Genomic DNA, 26,573 nt, shown 5'->3' with positions numbered 1-26,573 from the left:
ACATCGGGTGTGGGAGTGAAGAAAAAATCTCCTCAAAACTCTGATCGGCTCATGCCGATCGATGCACTCAAGTGACTGACAAAAAAGGGATTTTTAGTTAATGTGAGGTGTCAGGATCTCCTCAAAACCCATGCGCCCCAGCCACATCGAAGCCCGCCAGCGCCTGCTGGCCGTCCTGCGCCGTCAAGGCCCGAGCGCGGCGGCTGCGCTGGCCGAGGCCCTGTCTGTCTCCCGCGCCACCTTGCTGCGCATGCTCGACGAGCAGGCGGACGCACTGGTGGCCTCCGGCGCGGCACGCCGGCGCCGGTATGCCGTTCGGCGTGGCTTGCGGGGCGATGCGGGCGGTGTGCCGGTCCATCGCGTGGACGCTGAAGGTGGCGTGCATGCGGCCGGCGTGCTGCACCTGACCGAGCCTGAGGGCAGCTGCTGGGCGCTCGACGAGGCGCTGTGGCCCGCTCCACCCGAGGCGCGCGACGGCTGGTGGAGCGGCCTGCCCTACCCGCTGCAGGACCTGCGCTTCCAGGGCTACATGGGCCGGCAGTTCGCCCGGCGCCACCACGACGACCTGGCCCTGCCGGCCGACGTGCGCGACTGGTCCGACGACGACCACCTCTGGGCCCTCACCCGCGCCGGCCACGACGCCCCCGGCGACCTGATCGTGGGCGAAGCGGCCCTGCGCCGCTGGCTGGCCCAGGTGCGGGACGCCGACCTGATCGCCGAAGCCGATGCGGCGCCGGCCTATGCCGCGCTGGCCGAGGCCGCTGTCGCCACCGGCGTGGCCGGCTCCAGCGCCGCGGGCGAATTCCCCAAGTTCACCGCCAGGCGCACGCTGGCCGGAGCGGACACGCCCGAAGTCATCGTCAAGTTTTCCGGCGCGGACGACTCCCCCGCCGTGCGCCGCTGGGCCGACCTGCTGCACGGCGAGCACCTGGCCCTGCAGACCCTGGCCGAAGTGTCCGACCTGCCCGTGGCCCGCTCGCGGCTGCTGCGCCACGGCGGGCGCACTTTCCTGGAGTCCGAACGCTTCGACCGCCACGGCCCGCGCGGACGCCGCCCAGTGGTCAGCCTGGCCGCGCTCGACGCCGAAGTCCTCGGCCAGGGCCACAGCCACTGGCCCCGCCTGGCCCGCGCCCTCGTCGCCCTGGGCTGGCTCAGCCCCGACGACGCCATCCGCATCACCCGCCTGCACTGGTTCGGCCGCTTCATCGCCAACACCGACATGCACACCGGCAACCTCAGCTTCATGCCCGAAGGCGGACGGCTGCGGCTGGCGCCGGTCTACGACATGCTGCCGATGCGGTATGCGCCGCTGGCGGGGGGAGAGGTGCCGCCGCTGGAAGCTGGCGAGCCGCCACCGCCACTGCCGCAGGAGCGCGAGGATGCCGAGCGGGCCGCACGATGGGCCACCGCCTTCTGGCTGCGGGTGACCGAGGCGCACGGCCTGAGCGAGGGCATGCGGCGGCTGGGACAGGAGCAGGCCCGGCGCTTGAGGTCCAGGTACCCGGCCGGCGACACGAGCGGCATCGGCGCCGTCGGCGGCCCGCCCGCGGGGGCGGGTTCGCCCTAAGATCGGAGCCTCTGCCTCCTTGGACACACGGGCTGCAACGGCCCAGGAGAACCTGACCCATGCTCCGTCGCGCTTTCTGTCGCACCCGCCGCCACGCCCTCGCGCTGGGCGCCGCCGCCCTGCTGGCCGGTGGTCTCGCCAGCGCCGACACCGGCAAGCCGATCCGGCTGCTGGTCGGTTTTCCGGCCGGGGGTGGCACCGACGCCATCGCCCGCACGCTGGCCGAGCGCCTGCAGGGTGAGCTGGGCACGCCGGTGATCGTCGAGAACAAGCCCGGGGCCGGTGGCCAGCTGGCCGCACAGGCGCTCAAGGCGGCGCCGGCCGACGGCAGCACCTTCTTCCTGTCGCACGACCACACCATCACCATCCTGCCACTGGTGGTGAAGAACCCGGGGTTCGATCCGGCGAAGGACTTCGTGCCGGTCGCGGGCTTCGCCACCTTCGTCAACGCGCTGGCGGTCTCCGGCGGCACGCCGGCGCGCAGCGTGGCCGAGTACGTGAACTGGGTGAAGACGCGCGGGGCCGGCCAGGGAGCGGTCGGCGTGCCGGCGCCGGCCTCGGTGCCCGAGTTCCTGGTCAAGGTGATCGGCGAGAAGTACCAGCTCGACCTGATCGCCGCGCCCTACCGCGGCAGCGCGCCGATGATGAACGACATGCTGGGCAACCAGATCGGCGCCGGCGTGGGCTCGATCCCCGACTTCATCGAGAACCACCGCCACGGCAAGATCCGCGTGGTCGCGGTGCTGGGCGCCAGCCGCCAGGCGGCGATGCCCGAGGTGCCGACCTTCGCCGAGCTGGGCCTGAGCGGCTTCGAGGACGTGCCCTACTACGGCCTCTTCGCCCCCGCCGGCACGGCCGCGGCCACGACCGAGCGTTTCACCGCGGCGCTGGGCAAGGTGATCGCGCAGCGTGACGTGCACGAGCGCCTGACGGCCATGGGCCTGAGCGTGGGGCTGATGAGCGGCCCGCAGCTGGCCGCCCGCGAGAAGGCCTACCGCGAGGTCTGGGCGCGTGTCATCCGGACCAGCGGCTTCCAGCCGCAGTGAAGCCCGGGGGACTCAGGTCCCCCAGCCCCTGGCCGCCGGGATCTCGCAGACCGGATCGACGTCGATGGACTTGAAGTCGGCCGGGCCGACGATCTCCAGGTACTCCATGTCGGGCGAGTAGTCGAACAGGTAATGGCGGATGCCCGGGCGCTGGTGCACCACGTCGCCCGCGCTGACCAGCGTCTCCTGGTCCTCGTACATGAACCGGGCCCAGCCGCGCAGCATCACGACGAGGTGGAAATCCGCCTCGTGACGGTGCCAGCCGGTGCCTTTCTCCGGTGCGTTGTGCGCGATCACGAGCTGGGCGATGACCCGCCCCTTGGTGGCCTCGGCGATGCCCAGGTCGCGGTAGAGGAAAAAATCCCTCAGCCCGTCGCCGCGGAACACCGTATCCATCGGCTTCACATGGGAAAAGAGCGTATCGCTGGCGATCTCACCAACATCGTCGGGCATGGCAGCCTCCAGTGAACAGTGACAGGGTGCTGGCACCGATGCATGGAGCGTTCCCGGCCCGTTCAGGCCGCTTCCTGGATCAGCCCGCGGGCGATCGCGCCGATGCGGCGCAGGCCGGCGCGCTGCGCGTCGTCCCAGCGACCGCCCACGCCCAGGCGGATGCAGTGGCGGTAGCGGTCGGTGGCGCTGAACATGGTGCCCGGGGCGATGCAGATCCGCTCGTCCAAGCAGGCACGGTAGAGCGCCATCGAGTCGAGGCCGCCGGGCAGCTCGACCCACAGGATGAACCCCCCGGCGGGATCGGTGACGCGGGTGCCGCGGGGGAAGCTCTCGGAGATCAGGCCGCGGGCCTCGTCGACCCGGGCGGCGATGGTGGCGCGCAGCTGGCGGTACTGCGAGCCGTTGCCGGGCTGGGTGAGCAGGTCGGCCATGGCCAGCTCGAGCAGTTCGGTGTGGCTGCCCGCGTGCACGGCCTTGAGGCGGCGCACCTGCGGCGCCCAGCGGCCGGCCTCGACCCAGCCCAGCCGGATGCCGGGCGCGACGGTCTTGGAGAAGGAGCCGCAGATCATCACGTGGCCGGTGGTGTCGAAGGACTTGACCGCGCGGCGCTTGTCGTCCTGTTCGGCCAGGTCGTTGTAGAGCACGTCCTCGATCAGCGGGATGCCCTTCTGGCTCAGCATCTGAGCCAGCCGGCGGCGGTCGGCCAGCGGCAGGCAGGACCCCATCGGGTTGGACAGCGTGGGCACGGCCAGCACGGCCTTGACGGGCTGGGTGTCGAAGGCCAGCTGCAGCGCGTCGAGCGAGATGCCGGTGCGGGGATGGGTGGGGATCTCCAGCGCACGCAGGTTCATGCTCTCGAGGATCTCGAGGAAGCCGAAATAGGTCGGCGACTCCAGCGCCACGACATCCCCAGGCTGGGTCACGGCGCGCAGGCACAGGCTGATGGACTCGAGGCAGCCGTTGGTGACGAGCACGTCGCGGGCGTCGAGCTGGCAGCCCATGCCCAGCGCGTGGCGGGCGATGGCGCGGCGCAGGCTCTCGTTGCCAGGACCGAGCGGGTAGCGGGTCAGCGAGGTGCGGTGGCGCTGCGCCGCCCGGCTGACCGCACGCCGCACGCGCTCCTGCGCGAACAGCTCGCCACTCGGGCAGGCGGCGCCGAAGGAGACGTAGTCCGGATCCATCGCCAGGCGCATGACCTGCTCGCCCAGCGAGCTGACGTCGACCGGCATCGAACGCGCCGGGGGCAGCGAAGGCTCGGGCTCGGGCAGGCGGGTCGACCGCGCGGCGACGAAATAGCCCGAGCGGGGCCGCGCCTCGATCAGGCGGGCGTCCTCGAGCGCCCGATAGGCCTGCACCACCGTGGACGGCGAGACCCCCTGCTGGCCGGCCAGCTCGCGCACCGACGGGATGCGCTTGCCCCGGGTCAGCGTGCCGGCACGGATCGACTGGGCGATGCGGTCCGCGATCTGGAGGTAGAGCGTCTCCGGGTGGGGGTGGGCTGCAGCAGGCATGGCCCCATTCTGTACGGTCGACCCTGGTGCCGACCCATACAGATCGGCCTCAGCTCGACCGACACAGTGCCCGTCGGCGGCCCGCGTGTGGCGGCTGTACTGGTCGGGCCGTGTGTCTGTGCAGACCCTCGGCCCGGCCCTAGGCTGGATCCCATGGACACCACCGCCACCCCCACCGCTTCCGCCGACCTGCCCCGCACGGTCGATCTCGCCCCCGGCGCCCTGACGAGCCTGCAGCAGGCCCGCGGCCTGTGCATCACGGTGATCACGGGACGCGTCTGGTTGACCGAAGAAGGCGACGAGCAGGATCACTTCCTGTCCGGCGGCGACACCCATGTGGTGGCCGGCTGCGGCCGGGTGGTCGTGGAGGGCCTCGGCCCGGGCGCCGCGAGGCTGGATCTGGCGACCGCCGCCGGGCGCAGCCCGACCCCCGAGCGGCAGCCGCTGGCCGCCTGAGGTCAGGCCTCGAGCGGGCCGAAGGCGGCGTCCAGCACCTCGCGGACGCGTCCGGGCAGCAGCCCGGGGGCCACGTCGGTGTCGAGCGCCACCACTGCCGGCCCTTCGGCGGCGCACGGCGGCTCGATGAAACCGAGCTGGCGCTCCAGCACCGCCACACCGGCGTCCGAGGCATCGTCGCCCCGGCGCTCACGCGCCTGCAGGCGCTGGCGCAAGGCCTCGACCGGCGCCCGGCACTGCAGCAGCAGCACCTCGGCGCCGGCCGTGCGGGCCAGCGAGCGCAGCGCGTCCCGCTCGGCGCGGCGCAGGCAGGCCGCGTCGATGACCACCGACAGGCCGGCCGCCAGCACGGTCGAGGCCAGCGCCTCGAGGCGGTCATAGGTGCGCCGCGTGGCCTCGGGCGCATACAGCTGGTCGGCACCGACGCCGGGCTGGCCCGCGGGCGCCGGCCGCTGCGACGGCTGCAGGCCGAACAGGCGCTTGCGCTCGACATCGGAGCGCAGGCGCAGCGCGCCCAGTGCCTGCACCACCTGCTGCGCCACGGTGCTCTTGCCCGTGCCGGACAGGCCCCAGACGATCACCAGGCGGGGCGCGGGCCGACGGGCCAGGCGCTGCGCGAGGGTGATGCCGGCCCGCACCTTGCCGAGCGCCTCGTGGCGGGCCTCGCCGCCCAGCTGCCCGGCCTGGATCAGCGCGACCTTGGCGCGCACCAGCGCTCGGTAGGCGGCGGCCCAGGCCAGCAGCGCCGCCCCTTCGTGGTCGCCGGTGTGCTCGAACCAGGCACTGACCAGGCGCCAGGCCAGCGCCTCGTGGCCACGCGAGAGCAGGTCCATGAACGGGAAGGACAGGTCGGCGACCACGTCGATCCAGCGCAGCTCGGGATTGAACTCGATCGCGTCGAACAGCACCGGCTCGTCCTCGATCAGCACCAGATTGCCCAGGTGCAGGTCGCCGTGGCACTCGCGCACCCGGCCGGCGGCCAGGCGGCGGGCCATCAGCGGGCGCAGGCGCTCGAAGCCGTCGAGGGTCCAGCGCTGCAGCGCCTGCAGCGCCGCATGCCAGGGCTCGCCGCCGGGCAGCGACAGCAGCGCCTGCAGGTTGTCACGCGCCCAGTGCCCGACCCTGTCGGTCCGGCCGGGATGGGGTTCGGGGGCCGGCGCCGCCTCGGCCTGGAGCCGCAGGTGGAAGCCGGCCAGCACCTGCGCCAGCCGGTCGATGCGTGCGGGGCTCAGCGCGGCCTGCTCGTCCAGCCGATCGAACACCTGGCGGTCGTCGAAGCGGCGCATGTGCAGCACCCAGTCCAGTGCGGCCTGCGCGTGTGCGGCATCGCCCGCGCGGCCCAGCCGCGGCGCGTCGACCGGGCCCAGCACCGGCAGCACCTCGAGGTAGATCTGCGGCGCCGTGCGGCGGTTCAGCCGCAGCTCCTCCTCGCAGAAATGCCGGCGGGCGGCCAGCGAGCTGAAATCGAGGAAGCCCAGGGCCAGCGGCTTCTTGAACTTGTAGGCATCGTCGCCGACGAGCAGCAGCCGGGAGATGTGGGTCTCGACCGTGCGGACCGGACCGCGGGCCGCCAGCTGGCGGCTCAAGCCCTGGTGCAGCCGCAGTGCCAGCTCGTCGCAGGCCATGTCCGGCGGCATGGCGAGGGCTCAGCGCGCCGCCGCGCGGTGGCGGCTGCCGGACCCGCGCGCACGGCGCACGACACGGGCGGGCAGGCGGCTCACGCGGGCGGCTTCACCGGGCGCGCGGGCCGCCGCCTCCGCGCGGACCACCCGGAGCGGGCCGCTCAGGAACTCGTCGTCGCCCACGGCAGCGCGGGGCGGCCGGTCGTCAAAATGGGACAGGTGGAAACCGGCCACCGACGGGCACCGATCCGGCGCCGGGGCGGGCCGGCCAGCCCACCGCGAGGTCGGCTCACCGGCCGGCCCGGGGCGCCCGTGCGGCGCCTGCACCCAGCCGCGGATCCAGCCCAGGACCCGCGACCAGGCCGATCCGCAGGACAGCGTGCTGAGCAGCCGGCGCCAGGAGGCGCGGCCGGAAAACTGGTCGTGTCGCATGTCGATGGATGCCCGTGATTCGTGCGCCGGTTCAATGCCACCAGAAATGAACATTGTGAACAAGCGCGCAAATGGTAACAACAACGACGAACGCATCCCCCTTGAATCGGGCCTGAACCCTGGGGACCGGTGCGACGCAAAAACGCCATGGCACCCGCCACGTCAGGCCGGAAAAGGGAAAGGCCGGCGCAAGCACCGGCCTTCATGGCGAGAACCGCGAGCGGTTCAGGCGGACTTGCGACGGCGCTTGGCGACCGCACCCAGCACGCCCAGGCCGGCGAACATCATCGCGTAGGTCTCGGGTTCGGGCACCGGGGTGACGCTGACGTTGTCGATGGCTTCGGTCAGCAGCGCGGAGGCGTTGCCCGCGGTGTCACCGAAGTAGAACACCGCGTTGTCGAACACGCCGCCGGTGTAGGAGATGGTCTGGTTGAACAGGCCGTCCGAGTCGAGCAGCAGCGAGCTCGTGCCGACCAGCGTCGTGCCGTCGTAGACCGACAGATAGGCCGTGTCGCCAGCGGAAATGCTGGTGCCGCCCGAGAAGTCCAGCGACAGCGAGCTCGCGTCGGTGAACGAGATCAACAGCGAGCTCAGCTGGGAGCCGAACACGCCCATCTGGTTGCCGATGGAGTTGGGGATCACGTCCACGTACAGGCCGTGGCCCAGCGAGGCCTCGAACGTCACGCCGTTGACGGTGTAGGGATTCAGGTGCGCGCCGACGGTCTCGGACTCGAAGTCCACCGTGACGGCGTGGGCCGACACGGCCGCACAGGCGAGCGCGGAAGCGCCCAGGAAACGGGACAGAAAGGACATTGCGTACTCCCAAAGTGATAAACGCACGATGGACGATAGTCCTTCGCCGGTGGTCCGCCTACCCCACGAACGCACGGATATGGGGCAGCTCCTGGCGATTGCCATCACGGTGCGTGAATACGCCTCATGGTGGTCCATGCCGTACCACGGTGGCCGCCCGGCCAACCGGGAATTCAGCCGTGCCGGAGCGCCATTATCCGGCCTTCATGCCTTGGGCGCCCCCCGCTTCAGCACGGGTTTCAGGGCCACGCCCGTGTGGCTGCGGCTCTTCACCACCTGCTCGGGCGTGCCGCACACCACCACCTGCCCCCCGCCGGAACCGCCGTCGGGCCCGAGGTCGATGACCCAGTCGGCCTCGGCGATGACGTCCAGGTCGTGCTCGATCACCACCACGCTGTGGCCCGCGTTGACCAGGCGGTGCAGCACGCGGATCAGCTTCTCGACGTCAGCCATGTGCAGGCCGACCGTGGGCTCGTCGAGCACGTAGAGCGTGTGCGGCGCCTTCTGGCCGCGGCGCGTGACGTCGTCGCGCACCTTGCTCAGCTCGGTGACGAGCTTGATGCGCTGCGCCTCGCCGCCGCTGAGCGTCGGCGACGGCTGGCCCAGCGTCAGGTAACCCAGGCCGACATCCTTGAGCAGCTGCAGCGGATGGGCGATGCTCGGCATGCTGGCGAAGAAGTCGACCGCCTCGTCGACCTCCATCTGCAGCACGTCGCCGATGCTGCGGCCGCGCCAGGTCACGGCCAGCGTCTCCTGGTTGAAGCGGGCGCCGTGGCACAGGTCGCAGGGCACCTTCACGTCGGGCAGGAAAGCCATCTCGATGGTGCGCAGGCCCTGGCCTTCGCAGCCGGGGCAGCGGCCGTCACCGGTGTTGAAGCTGAAGCGGTTGGCTGCGTAACCCCGCGCCCTGGCCTCGAGCGTCTCGGTGAAGAGCTTGCGGATCGTGTCCCAGAAGCCGATGTAGGTGGCCGGACAGGAGCGTGGCGTCTTGCCGATCGGGGTCTGGTCGACCTCGAGCACGCGGTCGACATTGCTCCAGCCCTCGAGCCCGGTGCAGCCGACCCAGGCGGGCCGCGGCCCGGCGTTGCGCCCCGCCAGCTTGTGGCTGACCACCGCCTGCACATTGGCCAGCAGCACGTCGCGCGCCAGCGTCGACTTGCCCGAGCCGGACACGCCGGTGACCGCCACCAGCCGCGCCAGCGGCACCTCGACGTCGACCTCGCGCAGGTTGTGCAGCGACGCGCCGCGCAGCGTCAGCCCGGGCGTCTGGGCATCGACCGGGCGGCGCGGCTGCAGCGGATGCTTCAGCGGCGCGTTCAGGAAACGGCCGGTGATCGACGCGGCGTTGGCCATCAGCTCGACCGCCGTGCCCTGGGCGATGACCTGCCCGCCACGCTTGCCGGCGCCGGGACCGATGTCGATGATGTGGTCGGCGCGGCGGATGGTGTCCTCGTCGTGCTCGACCACGACCAGCGTGTTGCCCGCCCGGCCGAGCCGGTGCAGCGCGTCGAGCAGGATGCGGTTGTCGCGCGGGTGCAGGCCGATGGTCGGCTCGTCGAGCACGTAGCACACGCCCTGCAGGTTGCTGCCGAGCTGCGCGGCCAGGCGGATGCGCTGCGCCTCGCCGCCCGACAGCGTCGGCGCGGCGCGGTCCAGCGTCAGGTAGCCCAGCCCGACGTCACCGAGGAAGCTCAGCCGGTTGCGGATCTCGGTGACCACGTCGCGGGCGATCGCCGCCTCGCGGCCGTCGAGCTTGTGGGCCTCGATCCAGCGCCGGCCCTCGTCGACCGAACGGGCGGCGACCTCGGCGATCGAGGTGTCGCGAAAGCGCACCGCGCGCGAGACCGGGTTGAGCCGGGCGCCGCTGCAGGTGCCGCAGGCGGTGTCGACCAGGTCCTCGACCTCCGGCTCGGCGAAGGTCTTCTCGCGGCCCTTCTCCTTGTCCTCCTGCACGCTGTCGTCGAGCGCCTTGCGCTGCTCGCGCGTCAGCGTCAGGCCGGTGCCGACGCAGTCGGGGCACCAGCCATGCTTGCTGTTGTAGCTGAACATGCGCGGATCCAGCTCCGGATAGCTGGTGCCACACTGCGGGCAGGCCCGCTTGATCGAGAACACCTTCGCCTTGCTGCGGAAGGCCGTCGACAGGAAACCAGCCTCGAGCGAAGCCGCCAGCGACTTCGCGCTCTGGGCCGCCTTCAGCGGCGTCAGCAGGTGCAGCACGCCCTTGCCATGTTCCAGCGCCTCGGCCAGCCGGGTGCGCAGCAGCGCCTCGTTGGCCACGTCGACCAGCAGTTCGGCCACCGGCAGCTCGATGGTGTGCTCCTTGTAGCGATCGAGCTTGGGCCACTTGTCGGTGGGCAGGAACTCGCCGTCCACGCGCAGGTGGGTGTGGCCCTTGCCCTTGGCCCACTTGGCCAGGTCGGTGTAGATGCCCTTGCGGTTCATCACCAGCGGCGCGAGCAGGCCGATGTGCTGGCCCCGGTGGTCACGCAGCAGCTGGGCGGCGATCGACTCGGGCGTCTGCGGCTGCACGGCCACCCAGTCGTCGGCCGGCGCGTGGAAATCGCTGCAGGCCGGGCAGTACTGGGTGCCGAGCTTGACGTAGAGCAGGCGCAGGAAATGCCACACCTCGGTGGTCGTGGCCACCGTGCTCTTGCGCCCGCCGCGGCTCAGGCGCTGCTCGATGGCCACCGTCGGCGGGATGCCGTAGACCGCGTCGACCTCGGGCCGCCCGGCCGGCTGCACGATGCTGCGGGCATAGGCGTTGAGGCTCTCGAGGTAGCGCCGCTGGCCCTCGTTGAACAGGATGTCGAAGGCCAGCGTCGACTTGCCCGAACCGGACACGCCGGTGATGACGCTGAAGCGCCCGCGCGGGATGTCGACCGACAGGCCCTTGAGGTTGTGCTCGCGGGCGTTGACGATCTGGATGGCGTCGTCGTGGGCCTGGCGGATCCGGTCGCGGCGCGCCTTGACCAGCGTCTGCAGCGGCACGCCCTCCTCCACCCGCTGGCCGCCATGGCCGAGCGACAGGTCGTACTCGCGCAGCGACCGGCCGGTGTGGCTCGTCGGATGAGCCTTCAGGTCCGCGGGCGTGCCTTCGGCCACCAGCTCGCCACCGCCCTCGCCGCCTTCGGGGCCGAGGTCGACGATCCAGTCGCTGGCCCGCACCACGTCGAGGTTGTGCTCGATCACCAGCAGGCTGTGGCCGGCCTCGAGCAGCTTGCGGAAGGCCCGCATCAGCTTGGCGATGTCGTCGAAGTGCAGGCCGGTGGTCGGCTCGTCGAACAGGAACAGCGTGCCCTTCTTCGCCAGCTTCTGCTTGCTCGACGTCGCCGCCTTGGCGGCCTCGGCGAGGAAGCCGGCCAGCTTCAGGCGCTGCGCCTCGCCGCCCGACAGCGTGGGCACCGGCTGGCCGAGCTTGACGTAGTCGAGGCCGACGTCGGCCAGCGGCTGCAGCGCACGCACCACCTCGCGGTCATCGGCGAACAGGCGCACCGCATCGGCCACGGTCAGCTCCAGCACGTCGGAGATCGACATGGCCTTGCCCAGCCGCTCGATCTTCACCTCGCGCAGCTCGGCGCGGTAGCGGGTGCCGTCGCAGTCCGGGCAGCGCAGGTAGACGTCGCTGAGGAACTGCATCTCCACATGCTCGAAACCCGAACCGCCGCAGGTCGGACAGCGGCCGTCGCCGGCGTTGAAGCTGAACATGCCGGCGGTGTAGCTGCGCTGCTGCGCCGCCGGCAGCGCGGCGAACAGCTCGCGCATCGTGTCGAAGGCCCCGACGTAGCTGGCCGGGTTGGAACGCGCGGTCTTGCCGATCGGGCTCTGGTCGACGAACACCGCGTCGCTCAGCCCGTCGGCGCCGAGCAGGCGGTCGTGCGCGCCGGGCGACTCGGTGGCCTGGCCGAAATGGCGCGCCAGCGCCGGATGCAGCACGTCCTGGATCAGCGTGGACTTGCCCGAGCCGCTGACGCCGGTGACGCACACCAGGCGCTGCAGCGGGAACTCGACGGTGACGTTGCGCAGGTTGTGCTCGCGCGCGCCTTCGAGGATCAGGCGGGGGGTGCTGTCGACCACCGGGCGGGTCAGGCCCAGGCCGATGGTGCGGCGCGCGCCGAGGTAGGCGCCGGTCAGCGTCTCGGCCGCCTTCAGGTCCTCGGGCGTGCCGTCGAAGACGATGCGACCGCCCTGCGTGCCCGGCCCCGGGCCCAGGTCGATGACGCGGTCGGCGGCCAGCATCACCGCCGGATCGTGCTCGACCACCACCAGCGTGTTGCCCGCATCACGCAGGCGCAGCATGGCCTCGTTGATGCGGTTCATGTCGCGCGGGTGCAGGCCGATCGACGGCTCGTCCAGCACGAAGAGCGTGTTGACCAGCGAGGTGCCCAGCGCGGTGGTCAGGTTGATGCGCTGCACCTCGCCGCCCGACAGCGTGCGGCTCTGGCGGTCGAGCGACAGGTAGCCCAGGCCGACGTCGCAGAGGTATTTCAGCCGGGTGCGGATCTCGCCCTGCAACAGGTTCAGGGCGTCGTCGAGCAGCTGCGACGGCAGCTCCAGCCCGTCGAAGAAGCGCCGCATGCGGTCGATGGGCAGCAGCATCAGGTCGTGCAGGCTCAGGCCGGGCAGCGCCTCGAGCTGCGCGCGCGACCATTTCACGCCCACCGGCAGGAAACGCTGGGCCGCCGGCAGCGCGGCGTCGGCCTGCGGCTTGCCGCCCAGGCGCCACAGCAGCGATTCGGTCTTGAGCCGGGCGCCACCGCAGGCGCCGCAGGGGGTGTAGCTGCGGTACTTGGACAGCAGCACCCGGATGTGCATCTTGTAGGCCTTGCTCTCCAGGTACTCGAAGAAGCGCCGGATGCCGTACCACTGCTGGTTCCATTCGCCGTTCCAGTTCGGCGAACCGTCGATGACCCAGGCCTGCTGGGCGGGGCTCATCTGGGCCCAGGCGGTGTCGCGCGGGATGCCGGCGTCCCCGGCGTAGCGGATCAGGTCGTCCTGGCACTCCTTCCAGGCCGGCGTCTGCAGCGGCTTGATCGCCCCGCCCCGCAGCGTCTTGCGGTGATCGGGGATGACCAGGCCGAAGTCGACGCCGATCACCCGCCCGAAGCCGCGGCAGGTCTCGCAGGCGCCGAAGGCGGAGTTGAACGAGAACATCGCCGGCTGGGCGGCGCTGTAGCGCTGCTCGGATTCGGGGCAGTGCAGGCCCTGGCTGTAGCGCCAGATGGCGTCCCGGCCCTCGTCCACCCCGAGCGCGTAGACGTTGCAGCGCCCGCTGCCGCGCTTGAGCGCGGCCTCCAGCGCCTCGATCACCCGGATGCTTTCCGCGTTGCCGAGGCGGAAGCGGTCGGCCACGACGTCGAGCACCTTGCGCGGCCCGGTGAGCGTGGCCACCTCACGCTCGGCCTGCACCCGCGTGTAGCCGCTGGCCGACAGCCACTGCTCGATCTCCTCGGGCGTGGTCGACGCCGGCAGCTCGACCGGGAAGGTGACCACCAGCCGCGGATCGCCGGCCGCGGCGCAGCGGGCCTGCAGGTCGGCCCGGATGCTCTGCGGATCGTCCTCGCGCACCGGGCCCGCGGTGTCCCGGTCGAACAGCTGCGCCGCGCGGGCGAACAGCAGCTTCAGGTGGTCGTTCAGCTCGGTCATCGTGCCGACCGTGGAGCGGCTGGTGCGCACCGGGTTGGTCTGGTCGATCGCGATGGCCGGCGGCACGCCCTCCACCGCGTCGACCGCCGGGCGGTCCATGCGGTCGAGGAACTGGCGGGCGTAGGCGCTGAAGGTCTCGACGTAGCGCCGCTGGCCTTCGGCGTACAGCGTATCGAACACCAGGCTGGACTTGCCCGAGCCGCTCGGGCCGGTGACGACCGTCAGCTCGCCGGTGCGGATGTCGAGGTCGAGGTTCTTGAGGTTGTGCTGGCGCGCCCCCCGGATGCGGATCAGACCCTGCCCGGTCGACGCCTCGTGGGCGGTCGCGGCGATCACGCCGGCGGCGGGTGAACCTTTCTTTGCGGTCATGGTGCAGGTGCGGCTGAGGGGGGAGCGGACATTCTAGGAAGCTCGCGTGACCGGGGTTGAACCCGGGTCATGCGGCCCCGGCGCCAGAAAGTCCCACCCGGTCAGGGGTCCGGGCTTCAGGATCCCCCCCGGCGCAGCCGATAAGCACGGGACACCCGCGTCCACCTGCTGCCTCCATGCCCCTCCCGCCTCTTCACCCGATCCCTTCCACCACCGCGGCGGGCCGCAGCCCGGGCCGGTGGTCGGCCCTCCGGATGCTGCTGCTGGCCGGTGCCGCCCTGCTGTCCGGCCACGCGGCACAGGCGGTGCAGACGCCGCCGCTGACCGACCGGCTGGTCGTGCGCTTCCGGCCGGGCAGCGAACCGGACCTGCGGGCCACGGCACTGGCCGCGGGCGCGTCCGGGGCTCGATCGGCCGAAACGGTGCGGCGCCGGCTGTCCGACCGGCTCGGGCAGGAGCTGAGCGTGGTGCGCCAGCGCGGCGACGGCAGCGTGATCTACCGCAGCCGCACGGCCATGGACGCGGACGCGGCGCGCCAGGCGGCCCACCGGCTGGCGCGCGACAGCGGCGTGCTGGACGTGGCGCCCGACGTGCGCGTGACCGGTCACGGTCTGCTGCCGGACGACCCGCAGGCCGCACGGCAGTGGGACATCGCCTCGAGCGGCGGCGCCGCGGCGGGCGCCGCGGGCTTCGTCGACGCCTGGCCGCTGAGCCGGGGCCTCGGCGTCGTGCTGGCGGTGATCGACACCGGCTCGCTCGCCCACCCCGACCTGGGCGCGACCCTGCTGCCCGGGCGTGACTTCGTCAGCGACGCCACCACCGGCGGCGACGGGGACAGCCGCGACGGGGACGCCAGCGATCCGGGCGACTGGTGCGCCAGCGCCGGCACCACCAGCTCCTGGCACGGCCTGATGACGACCGGTCTGCTGGGGGCCACCCATGGCAACCAGCGGGGCATCGCCGGCCTGGCGCCCGCGGTGTCGCTGCTGCCGGCCCGCGCGATGGGCCGCTGCGGCGGCTGGCTGTCGGACGTGGCCGATGCCATCCTCTGGACCTCGGGCGCCGGCAGCAGCCCCGCCAACCCGACACCGGCCCGCGTGATCAACCTGAGCCTGGGCGCCAGCGCCGGCACCGCCTGCCACGGCTACCTGCAGGACGCCATCACCCGGGCCATCGCCCGGGGAGCGGTGGTGGTCGCGTCGGCCGGCAACGATGCCAGCAGCACCCGGCTGGCCGCACCGGCCAACTGCAGCGGCGTGATCTCGGTGGGCGCCCACACCCGCTCGGGTGACCTGGCCGCCTACAGCAACCACACCGCCAGCCTGACGCTGACGGCCCCCGGTGGTGGCGCCTGCGCGGTGCAGACCGGCAGCGACTGCGACAGCAGCGCCATCCCGACCCTCGGCAACAGCGGCACCACCACCCCCGGCCTGCCGGTCGACAACCGGCTCTACGGCGGCACGTCGTCGGCGGCCCCCCACGTCAGCGCCGCGGTCGCGCTGATGCTGGCCATCGACGCCAGCCTGACCCCGGCGCAGATCCAGTCGACGCTGCAGGCCCACGCCCGCCCCCACCCGGCCGGCACGCTGTGCGCCCGGCAAGCCGGCCTGTGCGGCGCCGGCATGCTCGATGCCGCCGCGGCGGTGCAGGCGGTGGCGCTGCCCCAGCTGAGCGTGACGGGCGCGCAGGCGGTGGTCGCCGGCGGCGAGCGGGTCACGCTGCAGGCTGAGGCCACCGGACTGGGGCCGTTCACCTGGCGCTGGACCCAGGTGTCGGGCCCGGCCGTCGCGCTCGAGGGCAGCGATGGCGCCACCCTGAGCTTCACCGCCCCGGCCACCCGCAGCCGCCTGGGTTTCCAGGTCGAGGTCACCACGGCCCACCAGATCAGCCACGGCGCGCCGGTGCAGGTCGAGGTGAACAATGCGCCGCAGCTCGACGATGCCAGCGCCAGCCAGACCGGCCAGGCGGCATGGAGCCTGCGGCTGCAGGCGCGGGACGCCGACGCCGACGTGCTGGGCTACCAGCTGCTGTCGGGCCCGGAGGGGGCGAGCGTGTCGGGCGACCTGCTGCAGTGGACCTCGCCCCAGCCCGGCCACTGGACCTTCGAGATCGTGGCCGTCGACAGCGAGGGGCTGGCCAGCCCCACCGCGCGGGTGACGCTGACGGTCCTGGCCGCCGGCGGTGACGCCCCCGCGAGCACCACCAGCACGGGCACCGGCTCGAGCCCGGCCGACGCCGGCGGACCCGGTGGAGGTGGCGCGCTCTCGGGCACACCGCTGGCGGCCCTGGCCGCCGTGGTGCTGGCCTGGGCCTGGCTGCGGCGGCGACCGGCGCGCTGAGCCGGCGTCAGAGGAAACGCTCGAGCAGCCGGCGCGAGGGCCGGTCCAGCGCCTGGCGATCGGGCACCTCGTACTGGATGCCATGGCTGTCGGTGATCAGCAGCCGCCCCTCGGGCAGGCGGCGGATGTCCTCCTCGCCCTTGAGCACGAAGGACGTCGCGCCGCGGTCGGTGTCGACCTCCCAGGTGCTGGGCGTCGAGAAGGTCGACACCGAACGCAGGCGGCTCACGCGGGGCATGAACTCGCGCCGCGCGCACTCGGCGTCCAGCAGCGTGCGCTGCGGCTCGGGCAGCCGGTCCAACCGCGGCACCCAGAGGCACTCGCGGCCGTCGGCGCCGACCAGCGACACCCCTTCACCCGGGGCCTGCAGCGGAAACGCGCGCACCGGCACCACCCCCTCGTGGCGCACGCCCTGGGCATCGATCAGCACCAGGCGGCCGTGGGCATCACGCTCGACCTGGAAAGGCTCGGATCCGCTCATCTTCAACTCCTCGCGCGACATCAGGACTGACCCGCCGGGTGGGCCGCGTGGCCGGCCTCGGGCAAGGCCGGCAGCGCATTGCCGTCGGCATCGACGCGGCGCGCCTGCGCCTCGTAGAGGCGCCAGTAGGCGCCCTTGCGCGCCATCAGCTCGTCGTGCGGACCGACCTCGGCCACCTGACCGCGGTCCATCACCACCAGCCGGTCGGCCTTGCGCAGCGTCGACAGGCGGTGGGCGATGGCGATCGTCGTGCGGCCCTGCACCAGGTTGTCCAGCGCCTTCTGGATCTCCTTCTCGGTCTCGGTGTCGACCGCCGAGGTGGCCTCGTCGAGGATCAGGATGCGCGGATCGATCAGCAGCGCACGCGCGATCGAGATGCGCTGGCGCTCCCCGCCCGACAGGCCCTGGCCGCGCTCGCCGACCAGCGAGTCGTAGCCCTGCGGCAGGCGCAGGATGAAGTCGTGCGCATGCGCGGCGCGGGCAGCCGCGACGATCTCCTCGCGGCCGGCTTCGGGCTTGCCGTAGGCGATGTTCTCGGCGATGGTGCCGAAGAACAGGAAGGGCTCCTGCAGCACCAGGCCGATGTGGCGGCGGTAGTCGGCCACGCCGATGCGGCGCAGGTCGACGCCGTCGAGCTTGATGGCCCCGTCGGTGACGTCGTAGAAGCGGCAGATCAGGTTGACCAGCGTGCTCTTGCCCGAACCGCTGTGCCCGACCAGCCCGATCATCTCGCCGGGGCGGATGTCCAGGCTCAGGTTGCGGATCACCGAACGGCTGCCGTAGCGGAAACCGATCTGCTCCATCTGCAGCCGGCCCTCGACCCGCTCGAGCTTCACCGGCTGCGCCGGCTCGGGCACGTTGGAGACGTGGTCGAGGATGTCGAAGATGCGCTTGGCACCCGCGGCGGCCTTCTGCGTCACCGAGACGATGCGGCTCATCGAGTCGAGCCGGCCGTAGAAGCGCCCGATGTAGGCGATGAAGGCGGTCAGCACGCCCACGGTGATCTGGTTCTTGCTGACCAGCCAGACGCCGAAGCCCCAGACCACCAGCAGCCCGATCTCGGTCAGCAGCGAGACCGACGGCGTGAACAGGCTCCAGGTGCGGTTGAGCTTGTCGTTGACCTCGAGGTTGTAGCGGTTGGCGTCCCGGAAACGCTGCGCCTCGCGCCGCTCCTGCGCGAAGGCCTTGACCACGCGGATGCCCGGAATGGTGTCGGCCAGCACGTTGGTGACATCGCCCCAGACGCGGTCGATCTTCTCGAAGCCGGTGCGCAGGCGGTCGCGCACCAGGTGGATCAGCCAGGCGATGAAGGGCAGCGGCAGCAGCGTGACCAGCGCCAGCGTCGGGTTGATCGAGAACAGGATGACCGAGGTCATGCCGATCATCAGCACGTCGGTGGCGAAGTCGAGCGCGTGCAGCGACAGGAAGACGTTGATGCGGTCGGTCTCGCTGCCGATGCGCGACAGCAGGTCGCCGGTGCGCTTGCTGCCGAAGTAGTCCAGCGACAGGCCCAGCAGGTGCTCGAAGGTGGTGGTGCGCAGGTCCGCGCCGATGCGCTCGCTCACCAGCGCCAGCAGGTAGGTGCGCGCCCAGCCCAGGCCCCAGGCCAGCAGCGCCGACAGCAGCAGCCCGCCCAGATAGAACATCACCAGCATCGGATCGATCGTCTGGCCGTTCTGGAACGGGATCAGGATGTCGTCCATCAGCGGAATGGTCAGGTAGGGCGGCACCAGCGTCGCGGCCGTCGAGGCCAGCGTCAGCGCGAAGCCGGCGGCCAGCTGGCCTCGGTAGGGCCGGGCGAAACGCCCCAGGCGCAGCAGCACCCAGGTCGAGGGCGGGCGACTGTCCTCGCGGCTGCAGACCGGGCAGTCCTCGGTGTCGGGCGGCAGCGGGGCGTGGCAGGACGGGCAGGTCGGCACCTCCTCGACCTCGACGGCACCGGGACGGGCCAGCTGCTCGATCTGGCGCTCGAACAGCGCCAGCAGCCGCAGCGCCTGGCTGTCCTGGCCGAGCGTGTAGCGCCACTGCGCCAGCCGGCCCTGGCCGTCGTGCAGCGCCAGCGTGCCCAGGCCGGCGTGGTCGCCGTGCAACAGGCGCCAGTCCGGCTGCAGCACCATCCGGGCCGGCTCACCTCCACCCGGGGGGAAGGCCAGCAGCGCCTGGTCGGTCAGCACCAGGCGACTGCGTGAAAATCGCAACTGGTCGTCGAGGTCAACCTCGAGCACGATCAGGACGTTTTCAGGGCCTTGAAGCCACGGGGTCGTGTCGTTCCCTGAAGGATCCTGGGAACGGGTTGCGGCAGAAACTGGATGCTTATTTTTCATTTCAAGTCGATTTCGAGTGCCGGAACCCCTTCGGAACGACCGGTCTCGGGGTGGGCAATTCTCGCTGATCCCCTTTCAACGCGGCAGCGGCGCCACGGACGACCGCATGATCTGACGCTCACTGCATGGTTTCCACAACAGGACCGCCTCGCGGCCTCGTCACAATGCAGGGCATGAGACGGGCCCAGCCGGTCTGCAGACCATTTTGATGTCGATGTGCTCGGACCAACCGACGCGTACCTCCTCGCGGACGATGAACAAGAACCTTGAACTGACGCTGCTGCGCAGCAGCTACCTGCGTGGCCCCAACATCTGGACCTACCGTCCGGTGCTGGAAACCTGGCTCGACCTGGGCGAACTCGAGGAGTGGCCGTCGGACCGGCTGCCCGGCTTCAACGCCCGCCTGCTGGCGCTGCTGCCCGCGCTGACCGAGCACCACTGCGGTGTCGGCGAGCGGGGCGGCTTCCTGCAACGCCTCGAGAGCGGCACCTGGGCGGGCCACATCCTCGAGCACATCGTCATCGAGCTGCTGAACCTGTCGGGCATGCCCACCGGCTTCGGCCAGACCCGCAGCACCTCGCGCCACGGGGTCTACCGCATGGTGTTCCGTGCCCGTGACGAGCAGGTGGCGCTGTGCGCGCTGCAGGCCGGCCATGCGCTGCTGACGGCGGCGCTGCACGAGCAGCCCTTCGACGTGGCGGCCGCGGTCGCGCAGATCCGCGAGAAGCTCGACGACTGCTACCTCGGCCCCAGCACCGCCAGCATCGTCGGCGCGGCCACCGACCGGCGCATCCCGCACATCCGGCTCAACGACGGCAACCTGGTGCAGCTGGGCTACGGCGCCCGCCAGCGCCGCATCTGGACGGCCGAGACCGAGATGACCAGCGCCATCGGCGAAGGCATCGCCGGCGACAAGGACCTGACCAAGAGCCTGCTGAAGGCCTGCGGCGTGCCCGTGCCCGAAGGCAGCGTGGCCGACACCCCGGCCGCCGCCTGGGACGCCGCCGAGGACATCGGCCTGCCCGTGGTGGTCAAGCCCACCGACGGCAACCACGGCCGGGGCGTGAGCCTGGACCTCAACACCCGCGAGGAGGTCGAGGCCGCCTGGGCCGTGGCCGACCAGGAAGGCAGCGAGGTCATCGTCGAGCGCTACATCCGCGGCGACGAGCACCGGGTGCTGGTCGTCGGTGGCCAGGTCGCCGCCGCCGCACGCGGCGAGAGCCTGTGGATCACCGGCAACGGCCATTCGACGGTGGCGCAGCTGATCGACAGCCAGCTCAACAGCGACCCGCGCCGCGGGGATGCCGAGGAGTTCCCGCTGGAGACCATCCGCCTGGAGAACGAGCCGGTCATCCGCCTGCTGCTGGAGCGCCAGGGGCTCGCCGGTGAGGCCGTGCCGGCCGCCGGCCGCCATGTGCTGATCCAGCGCAACGGCAATGTCGCGATCGACTGTACCGACGCCGTGCACCCCGAGGTGGCGCACCAGGTCTGCCTGGCCGCGCGCGTCATCGGCCTGGACATCGCCGGGGTCGACCTGGTGACGACCGACATCGGCCTCCCGCTGCACGAGACCGGCGGCGCGATCGTCGAGGTCAACGCCGGGCCGGGCCTGCTGATGCACCTCAAGCCGGCCCAGGGCTCGCCGCGCCCGGTCGGCCGGGCCATCGTGGACCACCTGTTCCCCGACGAGGACAGCGCCGCGCCGGGCCGCATCCCGATCGTCGGCATCGCCGGCTCGCGGGACACGCAGGTCATCGCCCGCCTGGTGGCGTGGCTGGTGCACCTGAGCGGCCGCCAGGTCGGCCTGGCCTGCCGCGAAGGCCTCTACCTGGGCCGTCGCCGCGTCGAGGCCGGCCATCAGGCCCACTGGGAAGCCGGCACCCGGCTGCTGATGAACCGCAACGTCGAGCTGGCGGTGTTCGAGAGCAACCCGGTCGCCATCCTCGATGACGGCCTGCCCTACGACCGCTGCCAGGTCGGCGTGATCACCGACCTGGATCTGCCCGACGCCGACGCGGCGGCACTGGCCGAGCACGACGTGCAGCACGGCGACCAGCTGGTCAAGGTGCTGCGCACGCAGGTCGACGTGGTGCTGGCCGAAGGCGCCGGCGTGCTCAACGCCGCCGATGCCCGCCTGGCCGACCTGGCCGACCTGTGCGATGGCGAGGTGATCTTCTACGCCGCCGACGGCGCGCTGGAGGTGATCAGCGCCCACCGAGCGCAGGACGGTCGTGCCGTGTTCCTGAAGAACGGGCAGATCGTGCTGGCCCGCGGCCCCCAGGAGACCCCCTGCCTGACGCTGCAGCGCCTGCCGCGCGCCGGACAGATCTCGATCGACAGCCTGCTGGCCGTCGCCGCCACCGCCTGGGCGCTGGGCATCTCGCCCGACCTGATCTCGGCCGGCATCGAGACCTTCGAACGCGACACGGCACCCGCCTGAGCCCCTGACCCGACACTCGAAAGACGCGTTGATGGACGTTTCACGTATCCGTGCCCTGCGGGGCCCCAACCTCTGGAGCCGGCACACGGCGATCGAGGCCGTCGTGTCCTGCGACACGTCCGAACTGCAGATCACGCCCGCGCTCGAGTCGGCGGTGCGCGAGCTCTTCCCGGCCATCGGCCCGCTGCACCCGCTGGGCTCGACCGGCGCGACCGGCCTGGCCCATGTGCTCGAGGCCGCCGCGCTGGCGCTGCAGACCGCGGCCGGCTGTCCGGTGACCTTCAGCCGCACCACCGCGACCGTCGAGGCCGGCGTGTTCCAGGTGGTGGTCGAGTACAGCGAGGAGGACGTCGGCCGCCGCGCCTTCGCGCTCGCCCAGGCCCTGCTGCAGGCGGCGCTGACCGGCGGCCAGTTCGATGCCGAAGCCGCCGTGGCCGAGCTGCAGGAGCTCGACGAGGACGTGCGGCTGGGCCCGAGCACCGGCTCCATCGTCGATGCGGCGGTCGCCCGCGGCATCCCCTACCGCCGGCTGACCCAGGGCAGCCTGGTGCAGTTCGGCTGGGGCTCGCGCCAGCGCCGCATCCAGGCCGCCGAGGTCGACACCACCAGCGCGGTGGCCGAATCGATCGCCCAGGACAAGGACCTGACCAAGCGCCTGCTGCGCGCCGCCGGCGCCCCGGTGCCCTTCGGCCGGCCGGTGAGCGATCCGGACGACGCCTGGGCCGCGGCTCTCGAGGTCGGCCTGCCGGTGGTCGTCAAGCCGCAGGATGGCAACCAGGGCAAGGGCGTGACGGTCAACATCGTCGACCGTGCCCACCTGGACCTGGCCTACCAGGCCGCCGCCGAGATTGGCGAGGTCATGGTCGAGAAGTACCTGCCCGGCAGCGACTTCCGCATGCTGGTGGTCGGTGACCGGCTGGTCGCCGCGGCCCGGCGTGATCCGCCGCAGGTCAGCGGCGACGGCGTGCACACCGTGCGCGAGCTGGTCGACCAGGTCAACGCCGACCCGCGCCGCGGCAGCGGCCACGCCACCTCGCTCACGCGCATCCGCTTCGACGACATCGCCATCGCCCGCCTGGCGATGCAGGGCCTGAAGCCCGAGTCGGTGCCGAGCAAGGGCCAGCGCGTGATCCTGCGCAACAACGCCAACCTGAGCACCGGCGGCTCGGCCACCGACGTGACCGACGACGTGCACCCCGAGGTGGCCGCCCGGGCGGTCGCCGCCGCCCAGATGGTCGGCCTGCACATCTGCGGCGTCGACATCGTCTGCGAGAGCGTGCTGCGCCCGCTCGAGGCGCAGAGCGGCGGCATCGTCGAGGTCAACGCCGCCCCCGGTCTGCGCATGCACCTGGCACCGTCCTACGGCAAGGGTCGCCCGGTCGGCGAGGCCATCATCCAGAACCTGTTCGCCCATGGCGACAACGGCCGCATCCCGGTCATCGCGGTGACCGGCACCAACGGCAAGACCACGACGACCCGGCTGATCGCCCACCTGCTGACCGCCGACGGCCTGCGCGTGGGCATGACCAACACCGACGGCGTCTACGTCGAGGGCCGCCAGATCGACAGCGGCGACTGCAGCGGCCCCAAGAGCGCGCGCAACGTGCTGATGCACCCGGACGTCGATGCCGCGGTGTTCGAGACCGCGCGTGGCGGCGTGCTGCGCGAGGGCCTGGGCTTCGACCGCTGCCAGGTCGCGGTGGTCACCAACATCGGCGCGGGCGACCACCTCGGGCTGAACTACATCACCACCGTCGAGGACCTCGCGGTGCTCAAGCGGGTGATCGTGCAGAACGTGGCGCCGGGCGGTTATGCCGTGCTGAACGCCGCCGACCCGCAGGTGGTGGCGATGGCCGCCAAGTGCGACAGCGAGATCATCTACTTCGCCTGCGACGCCGACCACCCGGTGATGGCCACGCACCGGGCCCAGGGCCGTCGCTGCGTCTACATCGACGGTGACCAGATCGTGGCGGCCGAAGGCGCTCGCCGCGAGTTCCTGTCGCTGCACGACGTGCCGCTGACCCGTGGCGGGCTAATCAGCTTCCAGGTCGAGAACGTCATGGCGGCCGTCGCGGCCGCCTGGGGCGTCGGGCTGGACTGGCAGGCGGTGCGCAGCGGGCTGGCCAGCTTCGTCAACGACGCGGACAACGCCCCCGGGCGCTTCAACGTCATGGACTACCGCGGCGCCACCGTCATCGCCGACTACGGCCACAACCCGGACGCGATGCGTGCGCTGGTCGCCGCCGTCGAGGCGATGCCGACCGAGGCCGGCCAGCGCCGCAGCGTGGTCATCAGCGGTGCCGGTGACCGCCGCGACGAGGACATCCGCGAGCAGACCGTGATCCTCGGTGGCGCGTTCGACCATGTCGTGCTCTACCAGGACGCCTGCCAGCGCGGCCGCGCCGATGGCGAGGTGCTGTCGCTGCTGCGTGAAGGTCTGGTCGGGGCGCCCCGCACCACCGAGGTCAGCGAGATCCGCGGCGAGTTCACCGCGATCGACACGGCGCTCGGGCAGCTGCGCCCGGGCGATCTGTGCCTGGTGCTGGTCGACCAGGTGGAAGAGGCCCTGGCCCACCTGGCCGCCCGGGTGGCGCAGGCCTCGACCACCCCCTGACGGTCCGATCTGCGTTCCTCCTGCCGGGCGGCCCTTCGGGGCCGCCTTTTTCATGGCGACCGCGACGGCTCAGTCCGGGATCTGCAGCGTGCTGCCGCTCATCGTGATCAGGTCCGCTGCCGCCGGGGAGGTGGCGATCGCCGGCACATGGGCCGCGGTCAGCGCCTGCGCGCTGCTGCTGCGCAGCGTCGTGCGCACCACCTGGCTGGCCGGCAAGGCCGCCCCGCTGCTCAGGTGGGCGTACATCAGGTCGAGGGCCTGGTTCAGGTAGGGGTGCAGCGGCACGGCATGGGTGTCGTAGCCCAGCAGCGCACCGAAGGCGATGAAGCCGTCGAAATGCTGGGCATGGGTCACCTCGTAATAACGCACCTGGGCCGCGTGGCGGCCATCGACCAGCTGCTGCTTGCCGAAGTAGGCCCGGGCGGTGTGGTTGACGGGCAGCAGCGTGTCGCTGCGGCCGGCCACGATCACGGTCGGCTTGCCCTGCAGGCGCGCGCTCAGCTGGACCTCGGCGACCCCGGCGATCACCCGGTCCGACTGCGCCTTGAGCGTGCCGGTCAGCGCGGCACCGGTCACCGGATCGAGGCCGGTGGCCAGCGAGCGCAGGCACAGCGCGCCGTCGAGCGCGAAGTCGGCCACGGCGGTGCTGGGCGAGACGGCCAGGAAGTCGAGCTTCGCCCCGCCCGACGAGCGGTCGTAGACCAGGTTGACCCCGCTGGTGGGCGGCACGCCGTTGCCGCTGGCGAACAGGCCGGCCTGGGTGGAGGCCACCTGGGCGATCACGTCCCCGGCAGCATTGGTGTTTGCCATGCTGTAGCCGCAGACGCTGTCGGTGACGCTGAAGCGGCCGTAGGTGTTGATGTAGGTGACGGCGATCGAGTTGCTCGCGAAGCGGAAGTGCGACTGCTGGAAGAAGTGCTGCTCGGCCGCCCAGCCGTAGCTGTCGAGCCGCGACAGCGCCTCGTCGGCCTGGCCGGCCAGCGTGGTCGCGCTCAGCAGGCCCTTGGCCTGCAGGCCGGCACAGCGGTTCTGTGCCGCCGTCGTGTAGGCCGCCGGCCAGAACGCCGAGGACATCGACAGCCCCGCCTGGCTGGACAGGGCCGCGCACGGCTGGAACAGGTTGGCGTAGGTGAAGTAGTCGATCAGCGGCCGGCCGAAGGTCGCGACCGCGGTCGAGCCCTGCCGCAGCGCCAGGCTGCCGAGGCTGCCCGGCTGGGCGTTGGGCTCGCTGACGGCGACGCCGTCGATCAGCCCTTCGGTGTCCTGCTCGGCCGCGGCCAGCGCGGCCCCGCCCCCGTTGGAGACCGACGAGGCGATGACCAGCGTGTTCGACGGCTGGAAGGTGCGCAGGCGCTGCGTGCCGTCCGCGCTCGGTGCGCCATGGCGCTGGTTGATGACGTAGAACGCCAGCCGGATCGCGTCGAGCGTGTCGGCGCCCCAGCGCTTCTCCGGGTTCTGCTGCGAGTGCGCGTGCTTGTAGCCGACCCGGTCGGGGGTGGCGGTGTTGAAGGCCGACAGCGCCGCGGCGCTGTCGGGCAGCCTGAAGACGGCGTCCAGCCCGGCCGCGGCAGCCGTCGTGGTCGTGCCGTCGCGTTTCATCACCAGGCCGCTGACGGGATCGTGCAGGCCGTTGCCCGTGCCCTTGTCGGTGTAGGCCACGGCACAGCCTCGTTTCAGGCCCCACTCGCCCGCGGTGCCGATCGCGCCGTAGATCCCGCGCGAGCCCGACGAGGTGGCCGTGACGATGCAGGGACTGCTGGTGCTGAAGCTGTCGGGCAGCTGCACCATCAGCGTGACGTTGCGCTGGCCGGTGCCGTCGTCGGCCCAGGCGATGTACTCGCGCCCCGCGATGCGGCCCTCGCCCGTGGTGACGACCCCCGCGGCATCGACGTTGGGGCCGTAGAGCGTGCCCATGCCCCCGCTGGCGGTGTAGTCGACCAGGGCGCGGTAGTTGGTGTGGATGGCGTTGCGGCGCAGTTCGGCGGCCGTGGGCGCGGCGGCGTTGGCATAGGCCGGTGCGGCAGCCATCAGGCCGGTCTTGCCGAGGCCGGCGGTCAGCAGGTCGTCGGTGACGCCGTCGTGGACCGATTCGCTGACCCCGCCCCGGACCCCGGCGGGCAGGCGGTTCAGGTCCTCGTTGTCGTCGTCGCCGCAGGCACCGAGCGTGATCAGTGCACAGCAGGCGGCGGCCACCACACGACGGCGCGCCCAGATCCGGTCCTGCACGGGGAGAAGGTTCAGCATGAGAGGGGTCCTCCGATGTGATGTCCTGCGCCGGGCGGGCAGGAGCGTCGCGGCCCGGAAGCTTGTTTTCCGGTCATTTCTCACGACACCATCACAGCTTGCAGACCTTCGGGCAGGCTGCACACCGGATTTACCTGGGGCGTCCCCCTGAAATGGACAAGGGCCGCAGCGCGCCTGCCAACCGGTACGCATCCGACCGCTCTGGCGCCCACTGCACCT

Annotated in this window: 15 protein-coding genes; 6 read left to right on the top strand and 9 right to left on the bottom strand. The window is 71.8% G+C overall.

Features of this window, described 5'->3' with window-relative positions; genetic code table 11:
• The first annotated feature begins 130 nt into the window (after nt 1–130).
• Together yjjJ and C7444_RS01945 are read left to right on the top strand one after the other, a co-directional pair.
• Complete coding sequence (gene yjjJ, locus C7444_RS01950) at nt 131–1,567, top strand: type II toxin-antitoxin system HipA family toxin YjjJ (RefSeq protein ID WP_110399116.1); 1,437 nt, start codon at nt 131–133, stop codon at nt 1,565–1,567.
• Between the two features lie 59 nt (nt 1,568–1,626).
• A complete protein-coding gene (locus tag C7444_RS01945; protein ID WP_110399115.1) occupies nt 1,627–2,613 on the top strand; it encodes a Bug family tripartite tricarboxylate transporter substrate binding protein in 987 nt (328 codons plus the stop codon).
• A 12-nt stretch (nt 2,614–2,625) separates the two neighbouring features.
• Here C7444_RS01945 and C7444_RS01940 read toward each other — a convergent pair whose 3' ends face one another.
• Together C7444_RS01940 and C7444_RS01935 are read right to left on the bottom strand one after the other, a co-directional pair.
• Complete coding sequence (locus C7444_RS01940) at nt 2,626–3,066, bottom strand: cupin domain-containing protein (RefSeq protein WP_110399114.1); 441 nt, start codon at nt 3,064–3,066, stop codon at nt 2,626–2,628.
• A gap of 62 nt (nt 3,067–3,128) precedes the next feature.
• Nucleotides 3,129–4,577: an aminotransferase-like domain-containing protein gene (locus tag C7444_RS01935; RefSeq protein WP_110399113.1), complete on the bottom strand. Its 1,449-nt coding sequence runs from the start codon at nt 4,575–4,577 to the stop codon at nt 3,129–3,131.
• Between the two features lie 153 nt (nt 4,578–4,730).
• Here C7444_RS01935 and C7444_RS01930 point away from each other — a divergent pair, with 153 nt between their 5' ends.
• Entirely contained in the window at nt 4,731–5,033 is a 303-nt protein-coding gene (locus C7444_RS01930; RefSeq protein WP_110399112.1) for a DUF2917 domain-containing protein, read from the top strand.
• Between the two features lie 2 nt (nt 5,034–5,035).
• Here C7444_RS01930 and C7444_RS01925 read toward each other — a convergent pair whose 3' ends face one another.
• The 4 genes from C7444_RS01925 to uvrA all read right to left on the bottom strand — a co-directional run bounded on the left by C7444_RS01925 (nt 5,036) and on the right by uvrA (nt 13,912).
• Entirely contained in the window at nt 5,036–6,670 is a 1,635-nt protein-coding gene (locus C7444_RS01925; protein WP_110399111.1) for a bifunctional aminoglycoside phosphotransferase/ATP-binding protein, read from the bottom strand.
• Nucleotides 6,671–6,679: 9 nt separating this feature from the next.
• Nucleotides 6,680–7,087: a hypothetical protein gene (locus C7444_RS01920; protein ID WP_110399110.1), complete on the bottom strand. Its 408-nt coding sequence runs from the start codon at nt 7,085–7,087 to the stop codon at nt 6,680–6,682.
• Between the two features lie 225 nt (nt 7,088–7,312).
• Nucleotides 7,313–7,900 (bottom strand): PEP-CTERM sorting domain-containing protein, encoded by a 588-nt coding sequence (locus C7444_RS01915; protein WP_245909360.1) that lies wholly within the window; start codon nt 7,898–7,900, stop codon nt 7,313–7,315.
• Between the two features lie 204 nt (nt 7,901–8,104).
• A complete protein-coding gene (gene uvrA, locus C7444_RS01910) occupies nt 8,105–13,912 on the bottom strand; it encodes an excinuclease ABC subunit UvrA (protein WP_110399109.1) in 5,808 nt (1,935 codons plus the stop codon).
• 254 nt (nt 13,913–14,166) lie between these two features.
• Between uvrA and C7444_RS01905 the strand changes: the two genes are divergently transcribed.
• Complete coding sequence (locus C7444_RS01905; protein ID WP_170130592.1) at nt 14,167–16,251, top strand: S8 family serine peptidase; 2,085 nt, start codon at nt 14,167–14,169, stop codon at nt 16,249–16,251.
• Between the two features lie 7 nt (nt 16,252–16,258).
• Here the strand turns inward: C7444_RS01905 and C7444_RS01900 are convergent, their stop codons facing one another.
• Both C7444_RS01900 and C7444_RS01895 read right to left on the bottom strand, forming a co-directional pair.
• The gene (locus tag C7444_RS01900) at nt 16,259–16,732 is read right to left on the bottom strand and encodes a cyanophycin metabolism-associated DUF1854 family protein (protein WP_110399173.1); all 474 of its coding nucleotides are present in this window, start codon (nt 16,730–16,732) and stop codon (nt 16,259–16,261) included.
• Between the two features lie 20 nt (nt 16,733–16,752).
• Nucleotides 16,753–19,056, bottom strand: coding sequence for a cyanophycin metabolism-associated ABC transporter (locus C7444_RS01895; RefSeq protein ID WP_110399107.1), 2,304 nt, complete (start codon nt 19,054–19,056; stop codon nt 16,753–16,755).
• Between the two features lie 253 nt (nt 19,057–19,309).
• On the opposite strand from C7444_RS01895, the gene C7444_RS01890 reads away from it, so the two are divergent.
• Both C7444_RS01890 and cphA read left to right on the top strand, forming a co-directional pair.
• Nucleotides 19,310–21,496 (top strand): cyanophycin synthetase, encoded by a 2,187-nt coding sequence (locus C7444_RS01890; protein ID WP_110399106.1) that lies wholly within the window; start codon nt 19,310–19,312, stop codon nt 21,494–21,496.
• A gap of 31 nt (nt 21,497–21,527) precedes the next feature.
• Nucleotides 21,528–24,110, top strand: coding sequence for a cyanophycin synthetase (gene cphA, locus C7444_RS01885; protein ID WP_110399105.1), 2,583 nt, complete (start codon nt 21,528–21,530; stop codon nt 24,108–24,110).
• 69 nt (nt 24,111–24,179) lie between these two features.
• On the opposite strand, the gene C7444_RS01880 is transcribed toward cphA, so the two are convergent.
• Nucleotides 24,180–26,354, bottom strand: coding sequence for a 3-hydroxybutyrate oligomer hydrolase family protein (locus C7444_RS01880; protein ID WP_110399104.1), 2,175 nt, complete (start codon nt 26,352–26,354; stop codon nt 24,180–24,182).
• Nucleotides 26,355–26,573 lie beyond the last annotated feature (219 nt).

Source organism: Sphaerotilus hippei, assembly GCF_003201595.1.
Classification (GTDB): Bacteria; Pseudomonadota; Gammaproteobacteria; order Burkholderiales; family Burkholderiaceae_C; genus Sphaerotilus; species Sphaerotilus hippei.
Note: the sequence above shows the minus strand (reverse complement) of the source record. Positions and strands in the feature narration are given on the sequence as shown.

Coding starts and splice junctions, on each gene's coding strand:
- yjjJ (WP_110399116.1), top strand. CDS start 131: ATGCGCCCCAGCCACATCGAAGCCCGCCAGCGCCTGCTGGCCGTCCTG.
- C7444_RS01945 (WP_110399115.1), top strand. CDS start 1,627: ATGCTCCGTCGCGCTTTCTGTCGCACCCGCCGCCACGCCCTCGCGCTG.
- C7444_RS01940 (WP_110399114.1), bottom strand. CDS start 3,066: ATGCCCGACGATGTTGGTGAGATCGCCAGCGATACGCTCTTTTCCCAT.
- C7444_RS01935 (WP_110399113.1), bottom strand. CDS start 4,577: ATGCCTGCTGCAGCCCACCCCCACCCGGAGACGCTCTACCTCCAGATC.
- C7444_RS01930 (WP_110399112.1), top strand. CDS start 4,731: ATGGACACCACCGCCACCCCCACCGCTTCCGCCGACCTGCCCCGCACG.
- C7444_RS01925 (WP_110399111.1), bottom strand. CDS start 6,670: ATGCCGCCGGACATGGCCTGCGACGAGCTGGCACTGCGGCTGCACCAG.
- C7444_RS01920 (WP_110399110.1), bottom strand. CDS start 7,087: ATGCGACACGACCAGTTTTCCGGCCGCGCCTCCTGGCGCCGGCTGCTC.
- C7444_RS01915 (WP_245909360.1), bottom strand. CDS start 7,900: ATGTCCTTTCTGTCCCGTTTCCTGGGCGCTTCCGCGCTCGCCTGTGCG.
- uvrA (WP_110399109.1), bottom strand. CDS start 13,912: ATGACCGCAAAGAAAGGTTCACCCGCCGCCGGCGTGATCGCCGCGACC.
- C7444_RS01905 (WP_170130592.1), top strand. CDS start 14,167: ATGCTGCTGCTGGCCGGTGCCGCCCTGCTGTCCGGCCACGCGGCACAG.
- C7444_RS01900 (WP_110399173.1), bottom strand. CDS start 16,732: ATGAGCGGATCCGAGCCTTTCCAGGTCGAGCGTGATGCCCACGGCCGC.
- C7444_RS01895 (WP_110399107.1), bottom strand. CDS start 19,056: ATGAAAAATAAGCATCCAGTTTCTGCCGCAACCCGTTCCCAGGATCCT.
- C7444_RS01890 (WP_110399106.1), top strand. CDS start 19,310: ATGAACAAGAACCTTGAACTGACGCTGCTGCGCAGCAGCTACCTGCGT.
- cphA (WP_110399105.1), top strand. CDS start 21,528: ATGGACGTTTCACGTATCCGTGCCCTGCGGGGCCCCAACCTCTGGAGC.
- C7444_RS01880 (WP_110399104.1), bottom strand. CDS start 26,354: ATGCTGAACCTTCTCCCCGTGCAGGACCGGATCTGGGCGCGCCGTCGT.